Source organism: Pseudoalteromonas sp. P1-26 (genome assembly GCF_001401795.1).
Classification (GTDB): domain Bacteria; phylum Pseudomonadota; class Gammaproteobacteria; order Enterobacterales; family Alteromonadaceae; genus Pseudoalteromonas.
Genome location: NZ_LKDX01000022.1, coordinates 33,704 through 59,564, shown reverse-complemented (window position 1 = coordinate 59,564; position 25,861 = coordinate 33,704). Strand labels below are relative to the sequence as shown.

At 39.6% G+C, this 25,861-nt stretch carries 33 protein-coding genes; 7 read left to right on the top strand and 26 right to left on the bottom strand.

The genetic code is table 11. The features are described 5' to 3' along the window. Nucleotides 1-18 precede the first annotated feature (18 nt). The 4 genes from AN394_RS12220 (at nt 19) to bfr (AN394_RS12205) (ending at nt 3,840) form a co-directional block, all read left to right on the top strand. On the top strand, nt 19-354 hold the full coding sequence (locus AN394_RS12220) for a DUF3703 domain-containing protein (RefSeq protein WP_054563850.1): 336 nt from the start codon (nt 19-21) through the stop codon (nt 352-354). A 190-nt stretch (nt 355-544) separates the two neighbouring features. Next, the gene (locus AN394_RS12215) at nt 545-2,680 is read left to right on the top strand and encodes a TonB-dependent receptor (RefSeq protein ID WP_054563837.1); all 2,136 of its coding nucleotides are present in this window, start codon (nt 545-547) and stop codon (nt 2,678-2,680) included. A 210-nt stretch (nt 2,681-2,890) separates the two neighbouring features. Further along, nucleotides 2,891-3,364, top strand: coding sequence for a bacterioferritin (gene bfr / locus AN394_RS12210; RefSeq protein WP_054552096.1), 474 nt, complete (start codon nt 2,891-2,893; stop codon nt 3,362-3,364). A gap of 11 nt (nt 3,365-3,375) precedes the next feature. Beyond that, nucleotides 3,376-3,840 (top strand): bacterioferritin, encoded by a 465-nt coding sequence (gene bfr, locus AN394_RS12205; protein WP_054552095.1) that lies wholly within the window; start codon nt 3,376-3,378, stop codon nt 3,838-3,840. Between the two features lie 105 nt (nt 3,841-3,945). Here bfr (AN394_RS12205) and AN394_RS12200 read toward each other — a convergent pair whose 3' ends face one another. After that, nucleotides 3,946-4,401: a hypothetical protein gene (locus tag AN394_RS12200; RefSeq protein WP_152966989.1), complete on the bottom strand. Its 456-nt coding sequence runs from the start codon at nt 4,399-4,401 to the stop codon at nt 3,946-3,948. A gap of 184 nt (nt 4,402-4,585) precedes the next feature. Here AN394_RS12200 and AN394_RS12195 point away from each other — a divergent pair, with 184 nt between their 5' ends. Then, a complete protein-coding gene (locus AN394_RS12195) occupies nt 4,586-5,017 on the top strand; it encodes a hypothetical protein (RefSeq protein WP_054563835.1) in 432 nt (143 codons plus the stop codon). A gap of 687 nt (nt 5,018-5,704) precedes the next feature. On the opposite strand, the gene AN394_RS12190 is transcribed toward AN394_RS12195, so the two are convergent. The 8 genes from AN394_RS12190 to hutH form a co-directional block, all read right to left on the bottom strand. Then, nucleotides 5,705-6,262: a YbhB/YbcL family Raf kinase inhibitor-like protein gene (locus AN394_RS12190; protein ID WP_054563834.1), complete on the bottom strand. Its 558-nt coding sequence runs from the start codon at nt 6,260-6,262 to the stop codon at nt 5,705-5,707. Nucleotides 6,263-6,337: 75 nt separating this feature from the next. Continuing rightward, the gene (locus tag AN394_RS12185) at nt 6,338-7,126 is read right to left on the bottom strand and encodes a helix-turn-helix transcriptional regulator (protein ID WP_235575518.1); all 789 of its coding nucleotides are present in this window, start codon (nt 7,124-7,126) and stop codon (nt 6,338-6,340) included. A 248-nt stretch (nt 7,127-7,374) separates the two neighbouring features. Beyond that, a complete protein-coding gene (locus tag AN394_RS12180) occupies nt 7,375-7,761 on the bottom strand; it encodes a hypothetical protein (protein WP_054563832.1) in 387 nt (128 codons plus the stop codon). A gap of 222 nt (nt 7,762-7,983) precedes the next feature. Then, the gene (locus tag AN394_RS12175) at nt 7,984-8,454 is read right to left on the bottom strand and encodes a DUF4262 domain-containing protein (protein ID WP_054563831.1); all 471 of its coding nucleotides are present in this window, start codon (nt 8,452-8,454) and stop codon (nt 7,984-7,986) included. Between the two features lie 58 nt (nt 8,455-8,512). After that, nucleotides 8,513-8,878: a hypothetical protein gene (locus AN394_RS12170; protein ID WP_054563830.1), complete on the bottom strand. Its 366-nt coding sequence runs from the start codon at nt 8,876-8,878 to the stop codon at nt 8,513-8,515. Nucleotides 8,879-9,391: 513 nt separating this feature from the next. After that, the gene (locus AN394_RS12165) at nt 9,392-9,802 is read right to left on the bottom strand and encodes a GFA family protein (protein WP_054563829.1); all 411 of its coding nucleotides are present in this window, start codon (nt 9,800-9,802) and stop codon (nt 9,392-9,394) included. A 121-nt stretch (nt 9,803-9,923) separates the two neighbouring features. Continuing rightward, nucleotides 9,924-11,924: a urocanate hydratase gene (locus AN394_RS12160; RefSeq protein ID WP_054563828.1), complete on the bottom strand. Its 2,001-nt coding sequence runs from the start codon at nt 11,922-11,924 to the stop codon at nt 9,924-9,926. A gap of 11 nt (nt 11,925-11,935) precedes the next feature. After that, nucleotides 11,936-13,429 carry a histidine ammonia-lyase gene (gene hutH / locus AN394_RS12155; RefSeq protein WP_054563827.1) on the bottom strand — a complete coding sequence of 498 codons (1,494 nt, stop codon included), beginning with the start codon at nt 13,427-13,429 and terminating at the stop codon, nt 11,936-11,938. Nucleotides 13,430-13,549: 120 nt separating this feature from the next. Between hutH and AN394_RS12150 the strand changes: the two genes are divergently transcribed. Further along, the gene (locus tag AN394_RS12150; protein ID WP_054563826.1) at nt 13,550-14,446 is read left to right on the top strand and encodes a LysR family transcriptional regulator; all 897 of its coding nucleotides are present in this window, start codon (nt 13,550-13,552) and stop codon (nt 14,444-14,446) included. On the opposite strand, the gene AN394_RS12145 is transcribed toward AN394_RS12150, so the two are convergent. From AN394_RS12145 to AN394_RS12100, 10 genes are all read right to left on the bottom strand, one after another. After that, nucleotides 14,424-14,702 carry a hypothetical protein gene (locus AN394_RS12145; RefSeq protein WP_152966988.1) on the bottom strand — a complete coding sequence of 93 codons (279 nt, stop codon included), beginning with the start codon at nt 14,700-14,702 and terminating at the stop codon, nt 14,424-14,426. The genes AN394_RS12150 and AN394_RS12145 overlap by 23 nt on opposite strands. Nucleotides 14,703-14,912: 210 nt before the next feature. After that, nucleotides 14,913-15,302: a DoxX-like family protein gene (locus AN394_RS12140; RefSeq protein WP_054563824.1), complete on the bottom strand. Its 390-nt coding sequence runs from the start codon at nt 15,300-15,302 to the stop codon at nt 14,913-14,915. 47 nt (nt 15,303-15,349) lie between these two features. Further along, the gene (locus AN394_RS12135) at nt 15,350-15,766 is read right to left on the bottom strand and encodes a DUF805 domain-containing protein (RefSeq protein ID WP_082401739.1); all 417 of its coding nucleotides are present in this window, start codon (nt 15,764-15,766) and stop codon (nt 15,350-15,352) included. A 137-nt stretch (nt 15,767-15,903) separates the two neighbouring features. Beyond that, the gene (locus tag AN394_RS12130; RefSeq protein WP_054563822.1) at nt 15,904-16,362 is read right to left on the bottom strand and encodes a hypothetical protein; all 459 of its coding nucleotides are present in this window, start codon (nt 16,360-16,362) and stop codon (nt 15,904-15,906) included. A gap of 15 nt (nt 16,363-16,377) precedes the next feature. Beyond that, the gene (locus AN394_RS12125; protein ID WP_054563821.1) at nt 16,378-16,620 is read right to left on the bottom strand and encodes a hypothetical protein; all 243 of its coding nucleotides are present in this window, start codon (nt 16,618-16,620) and stop codon (nt 16,378-16,380) included. Between the two features lie 102 nt (nt 16,621-16,722). After that, nucleotides 16,723-17,250 carry a DUF4240 domain-containing protein gene (locus tag AN394_RS12120; protein ID WP_054563820.1) on the bottom strand — a complete coding sequence of 176 codons (528 nt, stop codon included), beginning with the start codon at nt 17,248-17,250 and terminating at the stop codon, nt 16,723-16,725. Further along, a complete protein-coding gene (locus AN394_RS12115) occupies nt 17,247-17,441 on the bottom strand; it encodes a YwbE family protein (protein WP_036971837.1) in 195 nt (64 codons plus the stop codon). Before AN394_RS12115 ends, AN394_RS12120 begins: the two co-directional genes overlap by 4 nt. Nucleotides 17,442-17,500: 59 nt before the next feature. Then, nucleotides 17,501-17,947: a hypothetical protein gene (locus AN394_RS12110; protein WP_054563819.1), complete on the bottom strand. Its 447-nt coding sequence runs from the start codon at nt 17,945-17,947 to the stop codon at nt 17,501-17,503. A gap of 2 nt (nt 17,948-17,949) precedes the next feature. Continuing rightward, nucleotides 17,950-18,222: a hypothetical protein gene (locus AN394_RS12105; RefSeq protein ID WP_054563818.1), complete on the bottom strand. Its 273-nt coding sequence runs from the start codon at nt 18,220-18,222 to the stop codon at nt 17,950-17,952. Next, nucleotides 18,215-18,421 (bottom strand): hypothetical protein, encoded by a 207-nt coding sequence (locus AN394_RS12100; RefSeq protein ID WP_054563817.1) that lies wholly within the window; start codon nt 18,419-18,421, stop codon nt 18,215-18,217. The genes AN394_RS12105 and AN394_RS12100 overlap by 8 nt, the downstream gene beginning before the upstream one ends. Before the next feature lie 88 nt (nt 18,422-18,509). Between AN394_RS12100 and AN394_RS12095 the strand changes: the two genes are divergently transcribed. After that, nucleotides 18,510-19,313 carry an ion transporter gene (locus AN394_RS12095; RefSeq protein ID WP_200907879.1) on the top strand — a complete coding sequence of 268 codons (804 nt, stop codon included), beginning with the start codon at nt 18,510-18,512 and terminating at the stop codon, nt 19,311-19,313. Nucleotides 19,314-19,416: 103 nt separating this feature from the next. On the opposite strand, the gene AN394_RS22040 is transcribed toward AN394_RS12095, so the two are convergent. From AN394_RS22040 to AN394_RS12060, 7 genes are all read right to left on the bottom strand, one after another. Continuing rightward, entirely contained in the window at nt 19,417-19,590 is a 174-nt protein-coding gene (locus tag AN394_RS22040; protein ID WP_160316776.1) for a hypothetical protein, read from the bottom strand. A gap of 324 nt (nt 19,591-19,914) precedes the next feature. After that, nucleotides 19,915-20,202, bottom strand: coding sequence for a hypothetical protein (locus AN394_RS12085; protein WP_054563814.1), 288 nt, complete (start codon nt 20,200-20,202; stop codon nt 19,915-19,917). A gap of 6 nt (nt 20,203-20,208) precedes the next feature. Next, a complete protein-coding gene (locus AN394_RS12080; RefSeq protein ID WP_054563813.1) occupies nt 20,209-20,589 on the bottom strand; it encodes a VOC family protein in 381 nt (126 codons plus the stop codon). A gap of 476 nt (nt 20,590-21,065) precedes the next feature. Continuing rightward, nucleotides 21,066-21,749, bottom strand: coding sequence for a hypothetical protein (locus tag AN394_RS12075; RefSeq protein WP_054563812.1), 684 nt, complete (start codon nt 21,747-21,749; stop codon nt 21,066-21,068). Nucleotides 21,750-22,441: 692 nt separating this feature from the next. After that, a complete protein-coding gene (locus AN394_RS12070) occupies nt 22,442-22,876 on the bottom strand; it encodes a GNAT family N-acetyltransferase (RefSeq protein WP_054563811.1) in 435 nt (144 codons plus the stop codon). A 123-nt stretch (nt 22,877-22,999) separates the two neighbouring features. Continuing rightward, nucleotides 23,000-24,958 (bottom strand): methyl-accepting chemotaxis protein, encoded by a 1,959-nt coding sequence (locus AN394_RS12065; RefSeq protein ID WP_054563810.1) that lies wholly within the window; start codon nt 24,956-24,958, stop codon nt 23,000-23,002. Between the two features lie 285 nt (nt 24,959-25,243). After that, the gene (locus AN394_RS12060) at nt 25,244-25,855 is read right to left on the bottom strand and encodes an FMN-binding negative transcriptional regulator (protein WP_055021637.1); all 612 of its coding nucleotides are present in this window, start codon (nt 25,853-25,855) and stop codon (nt 25,244-25,246) included. Nucleotides 25,856-25,861: the final 6 nt, after the last annotated feature.

Genomic DNA, 25,861 nt, shown 5'->3' with positions numbered 1-25,861 from the left:
TCGAAAATACCATTCGCCATGAATATTGAGCTCAAAAATGCCTTTAACACCGAAATGATATTGGCTAAAACTAGTTATAAGAAAGCAGATTACACAACCGCTTTTTATCACCTAGAGCGGGCTCATATACTGGGTCAAAGCTATATCATTGCGCATACTTACTCACATTGGTGGATGTGTAAAATTGGTTTTAAAACCCATAATGCCAAGGAAATAATTGGTCAGTTTGCTCGCATGGCAGCTTCAATTGTATTTTCGCATATTTGGGTCCCACTCGGTAATACCGGCGGTACTAATGTTAGCCCTTTCAAACCAATGCCTATTCCAGACGACTTAAAACGTTTTTTAAACTAGCGCCAGCTAAAACACAGCTACTGTCCTGCTATTCCTAATCGCTATTTGCTTAATAACTAATTCAAATAAGTAGGTACAAAACAACACAACAATTTATTGCAAATAATTATCATTAGCCTTGCCTTTACACTTCTTTACATTTAGACTGCCGCACAATCACATAATAAATACCGATTTAACAAGGATAAACATGTTAAAAACTTCACTGACTCTGGTCGCTATTGCAATTAGCAGCCAGGCATTTGCTGATGATGCCATCAATAAAAAACTTACCGCAGAAGAAATGGAACACGTTGTTGTGTCAGGCAGCCGTGTATTTGAAAGCATTGATGAAGTACCCGCTTCTGTCACGATTATTAGCCAAAAGCAAATTGAAGAGCATTTAAAAGTTAATCCAGAACTACAAAGCTTACTTGCGCAAATGGTACCAGGCCTTGCACCAGATACAGGTAGTTCGAGTAATACAGGCCAGAGTTTACGTGGCCGTGCACCACTTGTGATGATTGATGGTGTGCCACAATCTACACCACTCAGAAACGGCTCATTAGGAGTTAAAACACTCGACCCAAGTGCCATTGCGCGTATCGAAGTGATCAAAGGTGCTACCTCTGTTTATGGTAATGGTGCATCGGGCGGTATTATTAACTACATCACAAAGCAGGCTACAAGTGATGGTCAGCCAGAAGGTGAGATCAGCCTATCTTCACGCTTTAGTGCAGTTAAGTTAGAAGAAAGCGCTGGTGCGCGAGTCTCTGCTGCGGTTAATGGCCGAGCAGATAAACTCAGCTATTTATTTACTGCAAGTTACGAAGAAAATGGCGTTCAACGTGATGCCGAAGGCGATATTCTTGGCTTACAGTATGGTTTATCTGATGCAGTAACAGAAAACTACTTCACCAAACTTGGTTATGACTTTGACGATGAGAAGCAACTGCAATTTAGCTATAACTACTTTAGCTCTCAACAAAAAACCGATTTAGGTGACGTAGTTGGTAACCTAAATGATGGCGAAAAAACGTATGCTATTCATGTACCTAAAGAGCTGCAAAAGCAAGGTAAACCACAAGGCCCAGATGGTAACGAAAACATTACCTTAAAGTACACAGACTACGCCCTGTTTACTAATACACAAATGACGCTCGACCTTTACATGCAAGATATCGAGAATGTGTTTTTCTTTTCTACAAACCTAGCTAACCCAGACGAAGGCTATGAAGGCGGCCAATCAATTATTCGCTCTGAAAAGAAAGGTGCACGGGCTACCTTTAATACTCTTGTTGATTTTGACAATGTTGAAGCGACCTTTATTTATGGCCTAGATGCTCTAAATGACGTGACTTCACAGCCACTTGTTGATGGTCGTGTTTGGGTACCAGAAATGGATATGGAAAGCCTTGCTGGCTTTTTACAAACAAAATGGGTAATCGATAATGATTTAGTCATTAAAGCGGGTGTGCGCCAAGAGAGCATTGATTTAACCGTTGATGATTACAATACCTTAAAGCTTTGCCGTTCAGAAACCCAGTGCTCTGTGCCACTTAGCGTAAAAGGCGACACCATTGATTACGATGCAACCACCTATAATGTAGGTGTTAAATACAATTTACTTGAGGCTTTCAGCCCATTTGCCAATTATTCACAAGGGTCTGATATCTCAGATATTGGCCGCCTACTACGTTCAGCAACGGTGAATGATATTGGTCTAATTCAAACAGAAGCATCAATCATCGATAACTATGAAATTGGTTTTACCTCACAGTTTGATGACTTACGTTTTGAATTTGCAGCTTACCGCAGTACATCAGAGTTTGGCACCACGAATAGCTTTAATGAAGTAACCGGTGTTTATGAGCCGGTACGTGCACCGCAAGAGATTTGGGGTTACGAAACATTAGTTGATTATAAAATTAACCCAACTCTAAAACTGGTTGCAACTTACAGCTATGTTGAAGGTAAAAACACCGAAGACGACATTTACTTAGGTTCGCGCCAAATAAGCCCACCAAAAGGCACTGCTAACTTAAACTGGCAGCCTAATGATGAGTTATCACTTACGGTGAGTTATTTATATGTGGGTTCACGCAAACGCTTTGAACCAAATGCAGACGGCGACTATGTTGGCGACCAAGGGCCAATTAGCAGTTACAACCTATTTAACCTAAGCGGTCGTTATAACTTTAGCGAGAACTGGCAAGCGTTTATGGGCGTAGAAAACCTATTTAACAATGATTACTACCCTGCCCGTGCCCAGTCATACACCTACGGTGGCTATAACATTAAAGGTTTAGGTACCACTGTTACACTTGGTGCAACCTATAGTTTCTAAGTTAAATTTTGTTTAGAACAACAAGCCCTTCTTAGTAAGGGCTTTTTTTATTTAAGAATAGAAACGATAAATTGTTCATTTATCAACCATTAACGCAAACTTAAACGAGAATCACACTCAATAGTAAACAACTGATTTACAAAGGAAAAAGTTTGCAATCTTGTTTTTATATACTACAATTACCGCAACTTGGAATTCGAGGACAGCATTATGAAAGGTAACCAAAAAGTCATCGATAGTTTTAACAAACTACTCGCAAACGAATTAGCCGCTATAGATCAATACTTTATTCATTCTCGTATGTATGATGATTGGGGCCTAAATAAGCTGTATGAGCGTCTTAACCACGAAATGGAAGAAGAAAAAGATCACGCTGATTGGTTGATCAAACGTATTCTGTTTTTAGAAGGCGTACCAAACATGACTAAGCGTCGTGATCTATTAATTGGCTCAGACGTGAAAAGCATGATGCAAAACGATTTAACACTTGAACTAGAAGTGGTTGATTGTGTTAAAGAAGCAATTGCTATCTGTGAACAAGAAAAAGACTATCAATCACGCGAAGTGCTTGAAAAGCTATTGTTTGATACAGAAGAAGATCATGTTTACTGGTTAGAACAACAGCTTGGTCTAATCGACAAAATTGGTAGCCAAAACTACCATCAATCTCAAATGGGCGAATAGAGGCTAATTGTATGAAAGGCGATAAAAGCGTCATTGCTGCACTTAATAAAGTATTAGCGAATGAATTAGTAGGTATTAACCAATACTTTTTACACGCTCGTATGTTTAAAGATTTTGGCTTTTCAAAACTAGACAAAGCTGATTACAAAGTATCTATTCAAAAAATGAAAAACGCCGACCGTTTAATTGAGCGTATTTTGTTTTTAGAAGGTTTACCAAACCTACAAGATTTAGGTCGCCTACGTATTGGTGAAAACTCTGAAGAAATGATCGAGGCTAACATGAGCTTTGAACTTGATTCTCTACCTGATCTTAAAGCGGCAATTAAACTTGCTGAAGAGAAAAAAGATTACATCAGCCGTGAAGCGCTAGATAACATCTTAAATGAGCAAGAAGAACAGATTGATTGGCTTGAAACACAGCAGCAGTTAATCAAAACCGCAGGGCTTGAGAATTACCTGCAATCTCAAATGTAATTTGCTAAAACTTAAAAAAGCAGCCTAGGCTGCTTTTTTTATGTCTACGGATATGACAAGTTGCCTTCGAATTTGGCTTTTAAAATTCATTAGTTAGATGGAATTTCATTGCTTCTCGAACACACATGAGACTTCAGGTTTATTCAGCGTGTAAGTAATACTGCCGTTCTCTTTAAAACGCAGATCTTCAGTTGTTGAACCGTTGTCGTCTTCATTATCACAGCGAAAATATCGCTTGGTTCTAACAATGCCATCTACAAAGTATTTTAACTTCGAACTGACAACGCAAAAGTTAGGTATCTTCTTTACCTGCGTGCCGTTGTGTAAGTCACTAAAATCGATTAACGTCCCTAAGGTAAAGCCTTGCGTTGGTTCTTTTATCAATGAAAAAGATGCGTTTTGACAAACCGCATCACTGCCTTCTTTTGTTTTGTAATCACCTTGTTTGTCTTTTATCAGAGCCAAAAACTGTGTTTTATTGCTCGGCTTTACATCCAGCAGAGCGCTGGCAATTGACGAGGTCGATAGTAAAAAAGCCATTAAACAAAAGTAATATCTCATTGAAAATCCATAAACTTATAGACACTTTACTAGCATAGCATGCTGATTAAGGTTGGTGAATTTATAACGTATTAGTTAATACGATTAAAAAATGCTTTTGGTTCTATTTTATGAACTTTGCATAGGCAACCAATCTGTTTATATGCTATAAATTTTAATGATGATAATTTTTGGAGGGAATCAAATGAAAATAGTCAAACTCATCGCTTTAACCACATTTTTGGCCTTAACCAGTACTCAAAGCCTAGCTAGTGATAACGATTGGAAAACAATCGCAGAGAAAAAGGTCAGCTACAAAAGCGAAACCGATACCGTTAACCCTATCACCAGCAGCCACTACAGCCATATTAAAGTTAAGTGCACCCATGGCACTGTGAATCTTAAGAAAATTAAAGTCGTTATGAACAACGGTGAAGAAAAAGTATTTGATAACCTAGGTGTTTTAACCAAAGGAATGTCATCACGTAGCTTAAATTTGCCAGACAAAAACGACGCTAAACTTGATAAAATCAAACTTGAATATGAATCAGTAGGCAGCACAGCCCTTAGTATGGCAGGCGTAACCGAAAAAGCCGAAGTTGAAATTCTCGCAAAAAAAGCAAAGAAAGAAGATTAAAGTTGCGAGATGCGAGATGCGAGATGCGAGATGCGAGTCAAGATGTTAGAGCCTATACAGTTTCACAAGCAGCGGCGTCTTTCCGACGCAACTATTTAAAAACAAACGCGCGAAACAAGTTTCACGCCTACTTTAGAAAACATTAGGCACTAGGATTTAGGCTCTAGGACGCGATGTAAAATCGCTGCTACTTGTTCGGTGTTGAAACGTATCCTAGAAACTTGTAACTCGCTAGCTTTAGCCTTTTAACGCGCTAAACAAATTTCACGCCTTCGAGTGCCCTTGTAGGTCGCCATTTATGGCGACAAAAACCGTGGAAATTTTCACGTAGGAACGGCTTCAGCCGTGAACCTTAGATGTTCGGCGTTAAAACGCCTCCTACAAGCTTTACCCTCGAAACTGGCTAACCTTACCCTTTTAACGCGCTAAAGCACGACCTACATGAAAACGCGCGAAACAAGTCTCACGCCTACGATGGTGCCCTTGTAGGTCGCCATTTATGGCGACAAAAACTGTGGAAATTTTCACGTAGGAGCGGCTTCAGCCGTGAACCCTAGATGTTCGGCGTTGAAACGCCTCCTACAAGCTTTACCCTCGAAACTGGCTAACCTTACCCTTTTAACGCGCTAAAGCACGACCTACAAACTTGTATCTCGCTAACTTTACTCTCGTATCTCGTTAACTCTCTCAACGCTTATAAAGCGCTTCAATTGTTGCTGAATCAAGCGAATAGGCATTAATCATATAGCCTGCCAACGCGCCTGATGCGTTCTCTGGTAATTCAAGCTTTTGTGATAACGCATGTAGTGTAAATTGATATCTGTGAGCGCCATGGCCTTCTGGAGGGCAAGCGCCGCCAAAGCCTTTGAAACCATAATCATTTGTGATCTGCACACTGCCTTTTGGCATTGCGTTCTTCTCTGCACTGCCTGCACCGCTTGCTAAACTTGATACCGACTTAGGGATATTCACAACTTGCCAATGCCACCAGCCACTGCCTGTAGGCGCATCAGGATCATAAACGGTCAATGCGAATGCTTCAGTTCCTTTAGGTGCATTTTGCCACGCGAGTTGTGGAGAAAGGTTATCGCCATTGCAACCAAACCCTTTAAACTCTTGCGCACTCTCCATAAAGTCACCATGGGCAATGTCTTTGCTTGTTAGAGTAAATGTCTCAGCGAATGTGGTGCCAGATAAACATAGCAGAAATAACGGTGTAGCAATTTTCAATGTTGATGATTTCATAATACTCTCCGACTAATAAGAATAATCATAATACCTAGCAAAGACAGATCAAATTAGTACTAAAACTGTCAATTATTAGCCTGCTTCGCTCATTATTGTTTTACGAAGGGCTGTTGGAGTCGTATTAAACAAAAGTTTAAACTTATCGGTGAATCTAGATTGCGACGAAAAACCACATTGCTGTGCAATGGTGCCAATAGACTGTGAGCTACTTTGAATCAGGTGTAGTCCATGGCTTAAACGCGCGTTATCTTTAATTAACTGAAAACTACTGTCTTCTGCGGTTAACTTTCTTCTGAGTGTCGATTCGCTCATCGCTAACGTAGCTGCAATACTGCTTGCATCCCAATCACGCGTTAAATCACTAGCGATGATAGTATGTACTTTGTGAGTCAGTGTTGGCGGCTCAATAATTGCCCCTAAATCTTTAAAGCCCTGAGAAAATAGCACTTGCAGCAGCTCTTGTCTTCTAATTGGCCATAATTGTGGTGGTGTTACTGCAGCCCATTCAATAAATTGTTTTAAGGTCATTTTAAACAGCGGATCAACTTGCCCTTTAATAAACTTTTTCTTTGCGCCGGCTCGATATTTCAAACACTCAAAGTCGGTGTAATCAAATTCAATCAATAGCGCAATATAGCCAAAGTTTTGTGGAATATTGCGCATTGCAACCTGTGGTGTATTTGCCATAAAAACAAAATCACCTGCATAGCAGTTAACTTCTTCTGTATCTATTAGCGTTTTGCTACCAGATAATACAACGACAAGTAACGGGTTTGCGATAGGCACATTAACAATGTGCTGTTCATCATTAGCGCAGTAAATCGAAAACGGTAAAGACGGATATTGCTTTACTGTGCTCAAACCTATCTCTATCAATTCATTCATAATTTACAGTGTTTTTTATTGGACTCGAAGGAACGGATTGGACCGTGATTCTTAGTTATTCGGCGCTAAAACGCTACCGGCTAACTTTACACTTTAAACGCGCTAGAGCACGACCTACAAAAGCGTGAAAAAATATTAGGCACTAGGATTCAGGCTCTGGGACGCGATATAAAATCGCTGCTACTTGTTCGGCGTTGAAACGCCTCCTAGAAACTTGTAACTCGCTAGCTTTTCACTGATTTATCTAATTTAGTTACATAAGCTTTAAGCTCTGCAAGCTGAAGTTTTTCGCCTTGTTGAGCATTAATCGCTTTTGCATAGTAGCTGTTGGCTTGCTGCTGATCACCTTCATGCTCATAAATGAGACCAATGCGAAGATAAGTAAAAGCAAGATTGTTAGGGCCTACCTCTGTATGCAGCGCTTTAGCGCTATCAAGCTCAAGAATTCTTGTAAGTGCATTTAACGCATAAAGCGCACTATCACTCGAACCTTTGATGTACTGAGAATGAGCAAGTTCAAGCTCTTTTTTAAGAAACTCAGCTGTAATTTCATTTGCGTTTGTAGGTACAGCTAACGAGACTAAAGCAGCTAAGGTTAAAACTTTAAACATATTAAACCTCCTTTTAAAATGTGTTTTACAGATTAATCAAACTAGACCAACTGGTCAAACTTTACTCTAGTATCTCGCTAAACTCTCTTTTAACGCGCTAAAGCACGACCTACAACGCGCGAAACAAGTTTCACGCCTAAGATTGAAAGCATAAGGCACTAGGATCTAGGCTCTGGGACGCGATGTAAAATCGCTGCTACTTGTTCGGCGTTAAAACGCCTCCTACAAACAAACTTTTTCGATTATTCCTGTCTTATTTAATATAGGTTGTGCCCATTGATAATAATCAGAAGTACCTTCATCCCATGGCCATAAACCTTTTGTTGTTGGCCATACCATTTGAAGCATCTTAAAATTACTTCCATTATGTAACCACAGGCCATAACCTAAGTATTCTTTATAATGTGAACTATCTACATCGATGAAAGTCACATCGAAGCCTTCAAGAAAATCACTATAAAATTTACCTACTTCAAAAACCTCACCTTTAAGTAATCTATCTTTGTAGTTATTAATCATTGAGTGAGCCAATGAATTATCTAAACCTAGAATGATTAAGTCCGGTTTCTTCTGTTTTTTATTAATACCAATTGAGTAAGTAAATTCAGGCGCATCTTCCCCTTCCATAACTTTCAATACATGGCATCCAAAGTGTTCAATGTTGTTTAAAGCAACCTGATCTTGTTCGTTCATGATAACCTTTGATTTAAGTAATTTTTTACGGTCGAAAATAAACTATAAAATTTAAACATTATTTGTAAAAAGCAGGCAATTTCTTTGCTCTAAAGTTTTTAGCGTATATCCACCATTTAACTCCTACATCATCAATTAATTGATAAAAGTTAAAATTTGTTTCTAGGTAATTCTCATTTAGGTAGCTTGATACAAGCTCATTTGCGATAACAATTTTAATAGGCCCAACTAAACTAAATGCTAAACTTAAAGAATCAACATCTAAAAACTCTACTTCTATTTCCCCGTTGTCTCTAGTACCAATATCACCATTAAACTTTATTTTTAAGGAACCAGAAGCTTGTTCTGTTGGTACATTAATTTTTTCAACTGTTGCCAGCCCATGCAACCTTGCGAGGTAAGCATTTAATTCATCTAAATCCATTTGTGCATTAACCTTTAAATTTATACCTTACGCGCTAAAGCACGACCTACATAATATCGCGCGAAACAAGTTTCAAGCCTAAGATTGAAAACATAAGACACTAGGATCTAGGCTCTGGGACGCGATGTAAAATCGCTGCTACTTGTTCGGCGTTAAAACGCCTCCTACAAACTTGTAACTCGCTAACTTTACTCTCGTATCTCGCTAACTTTACTCTCGTATCTCGCTAACTTTACTCTCGTATCTCGCTAACTTTACCCTTGCATGTCGCTAACTTTACTCTCGTACCTCGCAAACTTTACTCTCGTACCTCGCAAACTTTACTCTCGTATCACGCTAACTTTACTCTCGTACCTCGCTACCTTTACTCTCGTACCTCGCTACCTTTACTCTCGTATCTCGCTACCTTTACTCTCGTATCTCGCTACCTTTACTCTCGTACCTCGCTACCTTTACTCTCGTACCTCGCTACCTTTACTCTCGTACCTTGCTAACTTTACTCTTTTATCAGACTTAATCGCGACCAAAACCAATCAACTTTTTGCCATTTAAACCTTTTTTATGCCATTCGGTTTGCTCTTCGCAGAAAATTTGCGCGTCTAATTCTTTACTTGGCTCTTCATTTAAACTGCCTGCGGGTACAAGTAGGTATTTACTGTCTTGTGATTCAAATGGCAGCGCTGAGCCACAGGTTTTACAAAACGCCCTAGATAATGCACGACCAGGGTAATTAAACCGCGTGATGTGATGTTGACCTTTAATCCATTCGATAGCATCAGGCGAGGTAAACAAATTTGCAGCGTGAGCAGTGCCAGTTAGTTTGCGGCATTGTTCGCAATGACAGAAGAAAAAACGCCTAAAGTTATCAGCGACTTTAAAACTCACTTCACCGCAGCAGCATCCACCAGTAAGTGTTTTAGTCATATCTATCTCCTTATTCGCTAAGCTAAAAATTTATTCCCTAAACGATGCGCTATTTAATAATTTTTGGCAATAAAAAAGGCCATGTTGCGCTTACAACATGGCCTTTTTGCATTGACACAACTTAGAAATCTAAGTTTGATAAAACTTCATCATCAACGTTATTAGACAAGGTCACTTTAAGTTTAGGGGTACGAGCCATTTCACGTTTAATCGCAAAATTAGCTTCTTCGTTACGCGCCCAACTACGACGAGCAATACCGTTGTTTACATCAAATAATAGCATAGATTTCAAACGACGCTCGGCAGCTTCACTACCATCTAGTAGCATACCAAAACCACCGTTGATCACTTCACCCCAGCCAACACCGCCACCGTTGTGGATAGATACCCAAGTAGCACCACGGAAACCATCACCAATTACATTGTGAATCGCCATGTCTGCGGTGAAGCGGCTACCATCATAAATGTTTGATGTTTCACGGAAAGGTGAATCCGTACCACTTACGTCATGGTGGTCACGCCCAAGTACAACCGGACCAATTTCACCACGATTAATGGCATCATTAAAGGCTTTAGCGATTTCAGCGCGGCCTTGTGCGTCTGCATAAAGAATACGAGCTTGCGAACCAACAACCAGTTTGTTTTGCTTCGCATCTTTGATCCACGTGATGTTGTCTTGCATTTGCTGTTGGATCTCTTCAGGCGAGTCCGCCATGATTTTATTTAAAACGTCTGCAGCAATCGCATCTGTTTTATCAAGATCTTCTGGTTTACCTGACGTACATACCCAGCGGAACGGGCCAAAACCGTAGTCAAAACACATTGGGCCAAGAATATCTTGTACGTACGATGGGTATTTAAAATCAATACCGTTTTCAGCCATTACATCGCCACCAGCGCGTGATGCTTCTAGCAAGAACGCATTACCGTAATCAAAGAAGTAAGTACCTTTTGCCGTGTGCTTGTTAACAGCATCGGCGTGGCGTTTAAGCGTCGCTTGTACTTTTTCTTTAAATACTTCTGGCTCTTCACGAATTAAACGATTTGACTCTTCATAGCTGATATCAACCGGATAGTAACCGCCTGACCAAGGGTTATGAAGTGAAGTTTGGTCTGAACCTAAGTGAATGAAAATATCTTCTGCTAAGAAGCTTTCCCAAACATCAACCACGTTACCGATAAAGGCAATTGAAACCACTTCTTCATTTTGCTGAGCCGTACGTACACGCTCAACAAGCTCTGGCATGTTATCGATTAGCTCATCAACCCAGCCTTGTTGATGACGCTTAATAGCTGCCTTAGGGTTAACCTCGGCACATACGGTAATACAGTTAGCAATATTACCCGCTTTAGGCTGAGCACCACTCATACCGCCTAAACCAGCAGTTAAGAAGATCTTACCTTTTGGTGATTCGCCTTTTTCCAGTACTTTACGGAATGCATTCATTACCGTAATAGTTGTACCGTGAACAATACCTTGTGGGCCAATGTACATAAATGAACCTGCAGTCATTTGACCGTATTGAGTTACACCTAGTGCATTGAATTTTTCCCAGTCATCCGGCTTTGAATAGTTCGGGATCATCATACCGTTTGTTACAACCACGCGCGGTGCTTCAACTGATGATGGAAATAACCCCATAGGGTGACCCGAGTACATGTGTAGCGTTTGGTCTTCTTCCATTTCGCTTAAGTACTTCATAGTTAATAAGTACTGCGCCCAGTTTTGGAATACCGCACCGTTACCACCGTAAGTGATTAGCTCTTCAGGGTGCTGTGCTACTGCAGGATCAAGGTTATTGTCGATCATTAACATGATAGCGGCAGCTTGTTCGCATTTAGCCGGGTAATCGCTAATTGAGCGCGCTTTAAGTTCATAGTTAGGCTTAAAGCGATACATGTAAATACGGCCAAATTGCTTAAGCTCAGCGGCAAATTCAGCGGCTAATTCTTTGTGCCATTCTTTAGGGAAATAACGCAATGCGTTACGAATAGCTAATTGCTTTTCGTCAGCCGATAAAATGTCTTTACGTTTTGGAGCACGGTTTGCATCACTTGGATACGGTTTTGGCTCTGGCAATACGCTTGGGATACCTTGCTTAATTTGTTCTTGAAAAGTCATTATTTGCTCCCTTAGTTAACTTTAAACGCTTGCGATTTAACAAGTTCTACCATAGCGTCGATGTCTGGCTTAAGTAAGCGGTCTTCTTCTAGTTTGGTAACTTTGCTGCGAATTAGCGCAAAGTTTTCTTCAATGATGTCTGAACACTTGTTAGGACGTCTAAATTCGATTGCTTGCGCTGCATACATCAACTCAATAGCAAAGATTTTATCAAGGTTACCTAAAATCTGGTTTAACTTACGACCAGAGATACTACCCATAGATACGTGATCTTCTTGGCCCATTGATGTTGGTACGCTGTCTGCTGATGGCGGGAAACACAATGATTTATTTTCTGTTACCAATGCCGCAGTCACATACTGCGGGATCATCATGCCAGAGTTTAGGCCGCCCGATGTCGTTAACAAACGTGGTAAGCCGTGTAAGCCCTCAAGCAGTAAGTAACAACGACGATCAGCAATGTTACCAAGCTCTGCCGCTGCGATTGAAGCGTAATCTAAAACCATAGCAAGTGGTTGGCCGTGGAAGCCACCACCCGAAATTGCTTCTTCTTCACTGATCACAATTGGGTTATCTGTAACAGAGTTCATTTCTGTTTCAGCAAGCTCTTTTAAGTGGTAATACGCGTTACGTGATGCACCATGAACTTGTGGAATACAACGTAATGAGTAAGGGTCTTGAACACGGTCACAATCAGTGTGTGAAGCCATGTTTTCAGAGCCTGCAAAAAAGCTACGCATACGTGCTGCAACTTCAACGTTACCTTTAAAAGCACGAATTGCGTGTAACTCTTCACGGAACGGCGATTCGCTACCCTGCATACCTTCAATACTCATAGCACCTGCGATATCTGCAAGGTCTAATAAGTAACGCATTTTAGTAAGCGCAGTAATGGCATGCGATAAAATAAATTGAGTACCGTTAATTAATGCTAGGCCTTCTTTAGCATGTAAATCTAAAGGCGCTAAACCGTGCTCTTTTAATACGTCTGCTGCTGGCTTGATTGTGTCGTTTACCCAAAACTCACCTTCACCTAAAAGAGGTAAGAATAAGTGCGATAACGGTGCTAAGTCGCCCGACGCGCCAACTGAGCCTTGCTCTGGTACAACAGGGATAATATCAAGTTCAATAAACTTAAGCATACGCTCAACAACGGTTAAACGAATACCCGAAAAACCTTGGCTTAATGCATGTACTTTGGTGATTAGCATCAGCTTTGAAATAGGTTTAGCGATTGGCTCACCCACACCAACAGCGTGTGTGATCAATAAGTTCTTTTGTAATAAGTTGGTTTCTTCTGGAGAAATTTGTGTATCACACAATGGGCCAAAGCCCGTATTGATACCATAAATGGCTTTATCTGAGGCAGCCATTTTGTCTACGTTTTGGCGGCTTTTATTAATTTTATCAATTGCTTCTTGGCAAAGCTCTGCCTGTAACGTACCGGCTGCAATAGCATTAACGCTGTCTAACGTTAATTGGTCAACACCATACTTAAATGTCATTTATAACTCCTAAAGAACAGGATTAAGTTTTATTTAGATGGAGTCTAGCTTGCTCTAGTTGTTTTACAAATGCATAATTATCGTTATTCATTCCAGATTTATCGAACTAAAAGAAGAGCTATGCAAGTTCATGACGTAGACCTGCGCTTATTGCGCGTTTTTGTAGCAATTGTTGAGTGTGGCGGGCTTTCAGCCGCAGAGTCACGTTTGAATATTGGCCGCTCAACCATCAGTGCGCATTTATCTGATTTAGAAGTAAGGCTTGGTATTAAATTATGTAAACGTGGCCGCAGTGGTTTTGAAATTACAGACGCTGGCGCCATCACTTATCAGGCATCAATTGAACTGCTTCAGCAATGCGAAGCCTTTGCTAATACCGTAGCCAGCTCTAAAAACGAGTTATCGGGACGTTTAAGTATTGCCATGATAGATACCATGGTCAGCGACCCACGCTGTGCCATTCCCCGCGCGATAGCAAGATTAAAAGGCAAAGGTAAAAACATTCAGTTTGATATTAATGTGTGCGAGGCACGAGAGGTAGAAACCTCAGTAGCCAATGGCCGCTCATTAGTGGGGATTGGCGTTAGCCGCCATCATATTCGCGGACTTAATTACACCGCCCTACATAACGAAACTAACTTTTTGTATTGCGCAGTCGGTCACCCATTATTTGAGTGTGATGACAAACAAATCAATGAGCTCATTAAAGAAGCCGAAGTCATTACCAGTAACTACATGCGCGATAAAGAAAGCCGAAACGACGGTTTAAACTATCAAAATAGTGCTGTTGCTTATCACGATGAAGGTATTGCACATTTGATTTTATCGGGTGAGTTTATTGGTTATTTACCCGATCACTACGCACAGTTCTGGGTCGAAAAAGGAATTTTTAAAGCTATCCAGCCAAACAAATATCACTACGATATTCCAGTGGTATTGATCACCTCAAAAACAAATGCCAGCTCGCCTTTAGCAAATGCCATGATTGATGAAATTAAGCGTTGTTATTCGGTTTAGCTTTAAACTTGTTGATTAAACTAAAAGCAATCAAAATCAGACCAAAAATACCAAGCAATATACGAGCTATGTTGCTTTTAAATAGCGCCTGTTCATAACTTTGAATCATCTTACCATTAAGTTTTAATTGATGGACTTTATACGCTTCGGCACTTTTATCATACGAAGCCAAAATATGAACGTTATCATTTAAGCTAATTGGTAAGTTAGTTGGTCTAAGGAATGTAGTCGTCTTCTCAGTACCAACAACTGTCATGAGTTTACATTTAAATTTGCCACAATTTCTATGTGAATCATAAAAGCGTTGTACTACGCCCGGCTCATCTATTAGTTGTTCTTTTATAGGCAAATCCAAAAAATAGAATGCGGCAATAATCTGTACTAACCCTATAAAAAATAAATAAGAAGATAAAAATTTTTTTTCTTCTTTTTCGTAAATTGAGTTATTGGTGACTGGTGCGGCGTATTAAGCATTGAGCTGTGGTTCTTTGAGTTCTTTAATTAATACGAGGCTAAAGGCGATCAAAGCAATGTTTGTAGTCACAGGATTAAACGCTTCGACTAACAGTGCGGGCTGCAAAACAGCAACAAACAGCATTAGCCCAACTAAAGCAGCTATATTGAGAATATTGATTAAGATTGAACGATAGAAAATAAAAAACAGCACGGCAAATATAATTTCACCAATGCCAGCTGCTCGGGTAATAAGTGTTGAAATTTCAGCATTAAAACCAAAACTGGCTGTCATTTTTAGTTCAAGGGGGGCTATGTGAATAAGTTTTGGCATCAGCCCATGATAAAGCCAACTAAAGCTGATAATAAATCGAGCTATTTGAATCGTAGTGAAATGCTTCATTGGGTAAGTTTACTGTGTGCTCTGATATTCAGAGCACACAGTATAGCTTATAAGCTAGTAGGTTGACCGAAACGGTTCTCAGCTTCATCACCTGCTAAAAAGCCATTTTCGATTAACGCCCAGATACCACCAATAACTGGAACTAAGCCAATCAATACCCACCAACCTGATTTATTACGGTCATGCCAGCGCTTTACTTGAACCGCAAGCGAAACCCACATAAGTGGGATATAAAAGATTAGTGTGATCACAGAGATTGCTGTTTCATTACCACCTGTGAATAATGCAACTACGAACATAAAAACAAATGAAGCTACAATAATACCTAAGAAAGAATACCAATAGGTCTTACGAGGAATACGACCTTTAAAAGAAAACAAAATTTCTTTCATGCTTAAAGTGGTTGTTTCTGTTGATGCTGTAGCAAGGTTTGATTCTGGGGCTTGATATACGTTTTCTGACACTGTCATTTCCTTTGATATGTGTTGTAGCAAACAAATTAATCTAGTCTGCTGATTTATGTTGTTAATAGTGCTGAATTAAGCATGAATAAGATAACACAAAATGATTGGATTTGGGTACTAAGAAATTAAGCAAGCAACTAACCACCGCTCCATTTTTGTTTTAACGAAGCAACTTCATTTACCGCTTTTATATTTAAATTGTTTAACTGTTGATAATTTGTATATTTTACAAACTTTGGGCCGAGCCAACCATCTTCATGTGTAAAAGCCATTGACCAAGCAAAGTTTTTTGGGAAAACATGAAAGTCTTGGCGATGCAAGTTTCCTTGTGGTTTTTTATTTGTGACATAGATACTATCTTCGCCTGGTTTAAAGTAGTCAGGCATGATGTAGTAGTTTAGTGCCTGATGAGAGCTAAAGTCAGTCAATGCTTCATCATTGCTTGTAAACTCTTTGAGCTCATCCCACAGATAGCTTTTCCCTTTAACAAATTCGGAAAATGATGTTAGATGCGGACAAAAACATTTTAACCATTGAAATGCGACTTTAGCGGCATCATCTCCGTGAAGCTCTGATTTGATATCTAAATTTTCCATTCGCATAGCGTGTCCTTAACTTTTTGCAAAGGGGTCTGAAAGTAACTCTGCTTTAAAATAACTTATCGCATCTTCAACATCAGAGAATGTTTTTTGCTGAAACTTAACCCCTCGTTCGAAGTAAAAGACCTCAATATGACTCTTTGCGTCGTAAATACAATGCCCTTCAATTCTTGGTAAAGTATCAATCGCATAGGTTTCTCTTTTAATGCCTTTTTTTATTAAATACTGCTTTAGCTCAATAAGCTCCTGACGCATGTTAGCATTCACTTTATTAATATTATTTAATAACTTACTGAGTTGTCATGGTAAAAGCAAGTAACCTAAAGACATAAAAAAAGCACCCTTAGGTGCTTTTAATTAACTCGGTTGCTGCCAATATTTAGCATATAAATTTGGGTAGGTTTGTTTTAAAAACTTAGCTTTATCTTTAAAACGTTTACCTTTTGGTTGCTCAAGGCCTGATGGTACAAAGGGTAATTCGTCATCATTACGTTCTTCGTAAAGCATACCGGCAATTAAATCGTACTCATCTAAATACGGGTAAGGCTGTTCGTTTAAATGATAAACCGGCGTACACTCGGCAATTGAGTCCGGGTTTTCAAGCGCCTTTAAAAAAGCCTGTTCACCACGTGAAATAAGCCAACATAAAAACTCAGAAAAACCATAATCATCGTTACAACCGGCCATTACATAAGCGGCACCAAATAAGTCCCAGGTATAGGCTTTACGCATACGTAGGTTAAACTGCTTATCAAATTCCATCAGCTGTTCGTCAGATAAATCAGTCAGCTTTGCTTTTAATGCGTTACAAACAGACTCAGGCTCGGCAGTTTTGTCTTCGGCGGTCACGAGTTGCCAAAATTCACTTTCGCTTAAAACACTCATGATAAAATCTCTTTCACGCGCCCAACTTGACCATCATCAAGTTGAACTTTAATACCATGCGGGTGGTTTGGTGATTTAGTTAATATACGTGACACCACACCTTGAGTTAACTGACCTGTTCGTTGATCTTGTTTTAAAACAATGTTGACTTCGCAGCCAATTGAAATTTGTGAACGCGTAGGCACTGCCATTGCTATATCTCTTTCAATAATTTTTGCCGATTATAGCCATTTGCGGCTGGCTTACCAAATTAAACCTGTTTGATTGGGCTGTTTTTAAGCAGCGCCTTTGGCAATATCTCATTTAAACGTTTAGTGATTGCTTCAGCTTTGCCTTTTATTTGAAAGTCATAACCTTGGCCGTTGCCATCTAATATGACGGCTAAATAGTTATCAGCAACTTTCAGTTGCGTAATACGGCTTAATTCAAGAGTCTCTTCTTTATCGCCATAATAAACCTGCTTAACCGTTAAGCTCGTGTCTGTTGCCGTGATTGTTTTACTAAGCGCTGTTTTGGCTGCAAATTTTTCTGTTGAGCGGTAGGCCTGCACCATAAAACCGATAGCAAATATAAAACCGGTAAAGCTTGAAATAGGTAATGAGTCTGATTGCAAGCTGTACACACCTATACAAATAAATAACATAGCAAGGGCTAGATTTAAGCTAACCATCTGTTTAGGGGTTAAATTTACGTACATTATTATTCCTTTAAAAACGCAATTGCTTTTGCATTGATAGCTAAATCTATAGCGCTCAATTCTTTGATAATTAAACTGGAAATTAACTGGGTTTGCTCAGCGGTTATCGGCAGCTCTTTACAATAACAACTTACTTTTAGTGATTGCGGTAGCTTTTTTAGGTCAGCAGTATGCGTTAACCATGAAAATTCCTGTACTTGTTCTTTTGCTTGTTCGCACGCTTGCGTTAATGCAACTCGAATAGCCTTATCTATACGTTTTTCAGTTTTAGTCATGTTCTGCTTGTTGTTTTTTAAATTCTTCGTAGCTGTCTTGCTGGCGCTTTACGCACTCATGGTACTCTTTATCTGCCATATGATTGCATTCACTTAAACGCGCCGATTGAATTTCATGATAACGGGCATCTGAGCTACAAGCTGATAAAAGTATTGCAAGGGTCGCAATCACGGCCAATTTTAAGGCATTTAAAAACATTAAATTTCCTTTATGTAGTTATACATTGGTGCTGCGTTTTCCTGTATATTGCGTGGGTTTAAATATTATTACCAAAGGGTTCTATATGATGTTGTCGCAGTTACAACAGCTGTTTCAGCGTATCGATAAAAGTAAAATTTTTCAATCATTTGTTATTGCTGTCATTGTTATTTCAGCGCTAACAGTGGGTGCACACACCTACTCTTTACATCCAACTGCTGAGCTTGCCTTACATTGGATGGACTTAGGTATCACGGTATTCTTTTTAGTTGAGCTCGTGATACGGTTTATCGCAAGCCGTGGTTTTAAAGACTTTTTCACCAAAGGTTGGAATATTTTCGATTTTATAATCGTGGTGGGAAGCCTTTACCCTGCAGCTGGCTCTACGATTTTTATCGCTCGATTACTGCGTATTTTCCGCGTGTTGCGACTTGTATCTATGATCCCAGAGCTTAGACTGCTAGTTAACTCGCTTTTAAAAGCCATTCCACAAATGGGCTATATTGCCCTGCTCATGTTCGTGATCTTCTATATTTATGCCGCCATGGGTAGCATGCTGTTTGCTGACATCAACCCAGTACTGTGGGGTGATGTGTCTATTTCTATGCTCACATTATTTAGGATTGCCACGTTCGAGGATTGGACCGATGTTATGTATGAAACTATGGCTGTGTATGAACTCAGCTGGATTTTCTACCTAACGTTTATCTTCTTAACAGCCTTTGTATTTTTAAACATGATGGTTGGTGCAATATTAGAAGTTATGTCTGAAGAGCATCGTAACGCCCGTGAAGAGCAAACATCTGATGCCGACATGCCAGCAACCAAAGGGCAAATTGCTCAGCTTCAAGCTGAAATGGCTGAACTAAAACAATTACTGAAAGAAAAGTAGAAAGTTTTTAGATAATAGCTTTTAGATATTAGGCGCTAGGACCTAGACTCTAGCGCTTCTACTTTAAAACCAACAAATATGAAGCAGCTTTTTGCAATCGAACTCAACCTGAAAATTTACGATCCAACTCGATAATTTCTTCTTTTATAGCTTTCACTTGCTCTTGTGCAGCTGGATGCTCTAGCAAACCCAATTCAATAATGCCTGTGCATTTATTTATAAATGTTTCAGTTGATTTATTTTTCGGAATAAAAATTACATATGCAAACTCTGGCATCAAACTTGGTTTACAACCACCTGGTTTAAGCAATATATTTTTAGCTATAGATTTATTAGCTGATAGAGTCTCAGTTAAATCAAAATCAACTTTAACGTTATTAGTCTCAGAGGCTTTTATTAGTTTTAGATTTGTGACCTTGATTAAGTGAACTGACTTAGATTTTTCGTCAAAAATGTTCTAATGAATACCCACAATTACAAGCAAAAGCTGAAAATGATTCGAAGCTGAGTAATAAAAAAAGCACCAACCAAACAATTCTTTTTAATGTCATTAAGCCCTTCATTTAACCTCAGAGCATTTATTTAAATTCATTAATTACTCTCAAAATAAGCTTGATATCTGGCCTTCTGCTATTTTTGTATGACATACAAACAATTCAAAAGGCATACCAATATACATACTCTGATGAGCGGATGAATCCAACACTTCTATAAATATATCAGCAGTTTCTCCATCAAAGAACTCTTTACCCTCTTCAAAAATAAGTCTACAGCTGGTATCGACACGGTTCAAATATGAAATTCGAGGGTAACAACCACTTCCTGTATATCTAAATGCATGAGCCGGGCGTTCTATGACTAAGAAAGTAACTTTTGCTGTAATATTCATTACATATCATCCTCTCTTTTCTACCTTCCATGGTGGGTCTAAGCGGTTTTCTCCCGCCCAATACAATTTAATTTTATTCCCTGATGGGTCTTTTAAAATTGCTTCTGTCCATAAATAACGCTGGGCGGTTGGCGGCTGCTCAAAGCTAATGCCTTTTTCAACAAGGCTTGCGTAGAGCTCATCGAGCTGCTCATGTTCAAAATAAATTACCGCACTATTACTATACTCTTCAGTTTCTAATGACAGCGAAAATGTGGCATCACCATCTGGGCATTGAAAGCGCGCGTAATGCGGGGTATCCACAATCTGAATCATTCCCAGTGTTAAGTAAAAAGCCACCGCTTCATTCATATCCTTTACAGGTAACGTCACCTGATTGAGATTCATTTGCTACTCCCATGTAATGCTTTATTCGTTGCTTCAGCATATCGCGTTCATTAAATTAAGCAAAAGATATGTTATGAGTTAGCGAGTTGCGAGAGTAAAGTTAGCAAGTTAGAAAGCCACAAGGTGAAAGTTTCTAGGAGGCGTTTCAACGACGAACATCTAAATTCACGGCTAAAGCCGTTCCTACGGGATTCATCGTATAGGGGTGAAACTTGTTTCGTGCTCTTGTAGGTCGTGCTTTAGCGCGATTGAGGGGAAAGTTAGCAAGCTACAAGGTGAAAGTTTCTAGGATACGTTTCAACGCCGAACAAGTAGCAGCGATTTTATATCGCGTCCCAGAGCCTGAATCCTAGCGCCTAATGTTTTCTTTCGTAGGCGTGAAACTTGTTTCGCGCGTTGTCTTGTAGATAGTGCTATAGCACGTAATTTGAAGAATGTTCACGGTTATTGTCGCCATAAATGACGATCTACAAAGACTATCCATTGGTAAAAACTAATTGAGATGGGTTGTCTGTTTGAATAAACAAGACTCTTGTCACTGTTGAACCTGATTCATCTTTTGATGTGTTTGTGAAAAGGTAGTTTTCATCAAAAGTACTCAACTTATCAAGATCAAAATCAGAGTTAGCCTCATGGTGAAATGACATAGCACAGACTTTACCTCTACAAGCAAAGTCTTCAGCATAAACGTCGTTTGTGCGAATTTGACTCAACATCTCGAGCAGCTTAACTTCTCTTACTATTGAATTATCGGTTTCTTCTGCACCTCGTACATTATTCAAAAAGTCATGAAATTCAGGAATTGTGATTGCGCCAAATACGCTTTGCTGTTTAATTTGCCCATTATCAGTGATGAATGAATTGGTAACAGATTCTGATGATGAAAAATGTCTATCAGCTAAATTCGTTTGTTGACCTCGCTCTTCACTCACCTTATTACCTTCAGGCTCTGAATTGGCTAATTGTTTAACTTGAATAGTGCTTTGATGTATATCTTTGTTATTCGCCGAGATCACTTCTTTATTAGAATCACTATTAACTTGACTCTCTATTACGGTAGCCGTCACCTCACTATTGTTGCTCGATGAAGTAACCAAATAAGTTATTAGCGAACTGATAGCAATCAAAATTAAAACTGTGAATCCATTTAGTTTAACCATTACTAAAATCCTTTTATTTTTAAACCTTAATTCCCTGAAAATACAATAGATTATTTTGTATGACAAGTAATGATTTTTTTTTATAAGATACAAGGGGAAAGTTTGTAGGAGGCGTTTCAACGCCGAACAAGTAGCAGTGATTTTACATCGCGTCCTAGAGCCTGAATCCTAGCGCCTAATGTTTTCTATTGTAGGCGTGAAACTTGTTTCGCGCGTTGTAAGTCGTGCTTTAGCGCGATTGAGGGGAAAGTTAGCAAGCTACAAGGTGAAAGTTTCTAGGAGGCGTTTCAACGGCGAACATCTAAATTCACGGCTAAAGCCGTTCCTACGGGATTCATCGTATAGGGGTGAAACTTGTTTCGCGCGTTTGTAGGTCGTGCTTTAGCGCGATTAAGGGGAAAGTTAGCGAGTTAGCAAGCTACAAGGGGAAAGTTTGTAGGAGGCGTTTCAACGCCGAACAAGTAGCATCGATTTTATACCGCGTCCCAGACCCTAGATCCTAATGCCTAATGTTTATAACGTAGGCGTGAAACTTGTTTCGCGCGTTTGTAGGTCGTGCTTTAGCGCGTTAAAAGAGAAGTTAGCGAGCTTCGAGGTGCGAGAGTAAAGTAAGTGAAAGTTTGTAGGAGGCGTTTTAACGCCGAATATTTATGGTTTACGGTTATTGACGACCTACACGGCTGCAGTCATTCCTACACGAGCTCCATGTGCAATATTGGAAATGGTTTGCCCATATCATCTAATGGCGAGCGTGAGGCAACTTTAAACCCCATATGCTGATAAAACCCCACTGCAAGTGGGTTTTGCTCATTAACATCTACTTTGTTGGCAGCTAATTGCTCAACCGCATAGTTCAAGAGTGTTTTACCTATCCCCATACCCCTTGCGGCATCTAAAATGAACAACATTTCTATTTTACACTCATGTACGCCAACGAAGCCTAAAATTGCCTGATGCTCATCCTTAATGCACTTTAAAGTCACATTAGGAAATGCCTGTTCAATAATAATTGGCTTAAAAAAAGCGATGTCGTCTTCAGTTATAAAATCATGGGTTGATCGAACTGAGTTTTCCCATACAGCGAGTAGCTCTGGATAATCTTGGGCGTTCACACTATCTATTTTCATTATTTGCCATTTTATAGGAGTTTTCGTGCCTTGTGTTCTCTAATCAAATAACAAAATGATTCGTTACACGCTTTAGTTATTTATTCCATTAAAGCATGCAAAGTATATGAAACAAAGTGTATTTTACACTTTAAATTTACCCACTAAATCAGTCAGTGTATTCGATAACAGGTTTAGTTTCTCTCCATTACCTCTTGCACTATCGGCAATTTCGCTTACATCATCTGCCGCATTTTTAATTTCAACCACATTGCGGTTAATGTCTTCGGCTACATGCTGTTGCTCTTCGGCTGCAGTGGCAATTTGTGTATTTAAATCGCTAATATTGACGATGGACGCGGTTATTTCGCTAAATTGTTGCTGTGCTGAATGAGCTAGATCAACTGTTTTGTTTGTACGGTTTAAGCTGGTTGTCATCTCTTTTGACACTTGATCAGACATTTTACGTAACGTATCTAACTGACTTGCTATTTCTTCTGTTGATTCTGAGGTTCTTTGTGATAACGCACGCACCTCATCTGCAACTACCGCAAAACCTCGACCATGGTCGCCTGCCCTCGCCGCTTCAATTGCTGCATTTAAGGCTAACAAATTGGTTTGCTCTGCAATGCCTCTTATGACACTTAAAATCGACATGATATTTTCACTTTCAGCGTCGAGTTGATTTATATCCTGGGTTGCTTTGGTGATCACCTCAGACAAAGACACAACACTATCAACCGTTTCAGATATAACACTTTGCCCAAGCTCAGAGGCCTGCTGTGTTTGCGATGCAAGTTCGGCTGCATTGGCACAACTAGCAGAGACTTCATTAGCAGTCGCTGCCATTTCATTAATCGCAGTGGCCGCCATTTCAAGGGCTTGTTGTTGCTGTGATGTTGAACCAGATAATTGCGCCGCCTGTGATGATGTTTGCGCTGAGGTATCACTAACATTTTGCGCACAATCATTAATTTGCGTGACTAAATCCGATATTAGATTCAAAAATAAGTTAAAGCTGTTAGCCAGTTTGGCCGTTTCATCGCGTGTTTTAATCACTAAACGTTTAGTTAAATCACCACCACCTTGCGATATCTCGGTAAGACCATCACTTACTTCAACAATAGGTGCAGAAATTAATTTAGAAATATAGCTAGCAACTAAAATGAACACAGCAATCAAGATTGCACTGATGACTAAAATGGTAATCGTCATAGCGTTTGCGGCACTCATCACTTCAGATTTTTCTACTAAGCCTATAAATTTCCAGCCTAGTTTTTGTGAGGTATAAATATTCGCTAAGTAATCTTTGCCATTAATGTCGATTTCAAATTGCCCCTGATTATTCTCAGCGAGTTGCTTGTATTTTCCGTTATTGACTTGTGCTAACTGTTTAAACCTGTAATCAGCATTTTTAACGTCCACCAGTACATTGCCACTATCTTCAATCAACATTAAATAGCCAGTTTCACCAAGTTTAATGTTCGCAATAATATCGGTAAGGCCCTGCAAGGATACATCCATGCCCTGCACACCAATAAACTCTCCTGCTTGTTTAATCGCTTTAACAGTAGAAACAATTACCATGTCATCGGCTGCCCAATAATAGGCATTGGTTCTTACCGTTTTACCATCTGCTGCTTTGCCTGTTTCGTACCAAGGCCTCACTCTAGGGTCATAATTCGCTGTAACTTCCCCCTCTGGCCATTGAATATAACCGCCTTGCTCATTACCCATATAAATATATGCAAGTCCCGGGTGGGTGGCGCCAAAGTGATCAAACAAACTAAAGGCGTTTTGTTCGATGTTACTACCACTTAAATGATCAAGCTTTTCTGCACTAGGTGACTGCATATGGGTTTTAACACCTTGCTTGGCATCTAAGATAGCGGCATGGGAAGCAAGGTAATCGACGTTTTTTTCGATTTCGGCAAAAAACATACTGATACCATTATCGACTTGTCTTGCTTCTCTTTCACTAAGCTCGGCAAAACTATCGAGGGCTTGCTGTCTTGTTTGTGTAATTACAAGCACAGCAATGATAATGAGTGGCAGCGCAATGGCTGACGCAAAGGCGAGTTTTAATTTTTTTGAAATGTTCATAGCCAACTTCCAACTAAGCACTTAAGAAAATATAGTGAGGGCTTGGAAGTTCGGCAAATAATTAAGTGTTTATTTTTTCGGTGCAAAGTAGATTAGGATAAATAAAATCAATCAGTTTTACATATCTTCTAAGATTGCTTTAACTCGAAACTTACCGTCTCTAAATATGACATTTAGTTGACAGATACATGGAATGTACTAACTTTAGTTTTAGTAGTTAACATGCTTTTAACAAAGCAGTGCTTGATACTTTCCAACCAATTGGCAGCATTTGCGGGATGCAAATTAGCTGCCTATTCCTACTTCATGTTTAAGCATATAGCTAAGTAAGGCTTGGGCATCTGGGTGTTTATCTGATTTTAACCCTGTTACAACACCTTGTTGATCCGCTGCCGATTTATGCTGGCCTAACTTTTCTTTTGCCTGAATTGAATCAAGTTCGATTTTAATACCAACAATGCCACGAAGTAACTTGGCTTGATAATCAGCTGGCAATAAACTGGTGTCGTTTAAAATACTCGGCTCGTATTGGCTAATTAACTCATCTAGGCAGGCTAAGGTGTTTTCATCATTGAGGTATTCTACTTTGCCCTTGGCATGCACCACAGCGTAGTTCCAAGTTGATACAGCTGGCTTCTCGCTATACCAAGTGGGAGATATATAACTATGCGGGCCGTTAAAAACCACTAATACACGGGTATCTTGCAAGCTTTTACCGTGACGATTAGCCCGTGACACATGACCATATAAAGTACCAAACTCGCCTTCATCGGGTTTATAAACTAATGGTAGATGGGTTGCCTCAAACTCACTATCAACCATCAGAGCAAAGCTGTAGGTTTTGATAAACTGCGACACTCGCTCTGGTGTCATTTTCCATTTATTGGGGGTATGCATTACTTT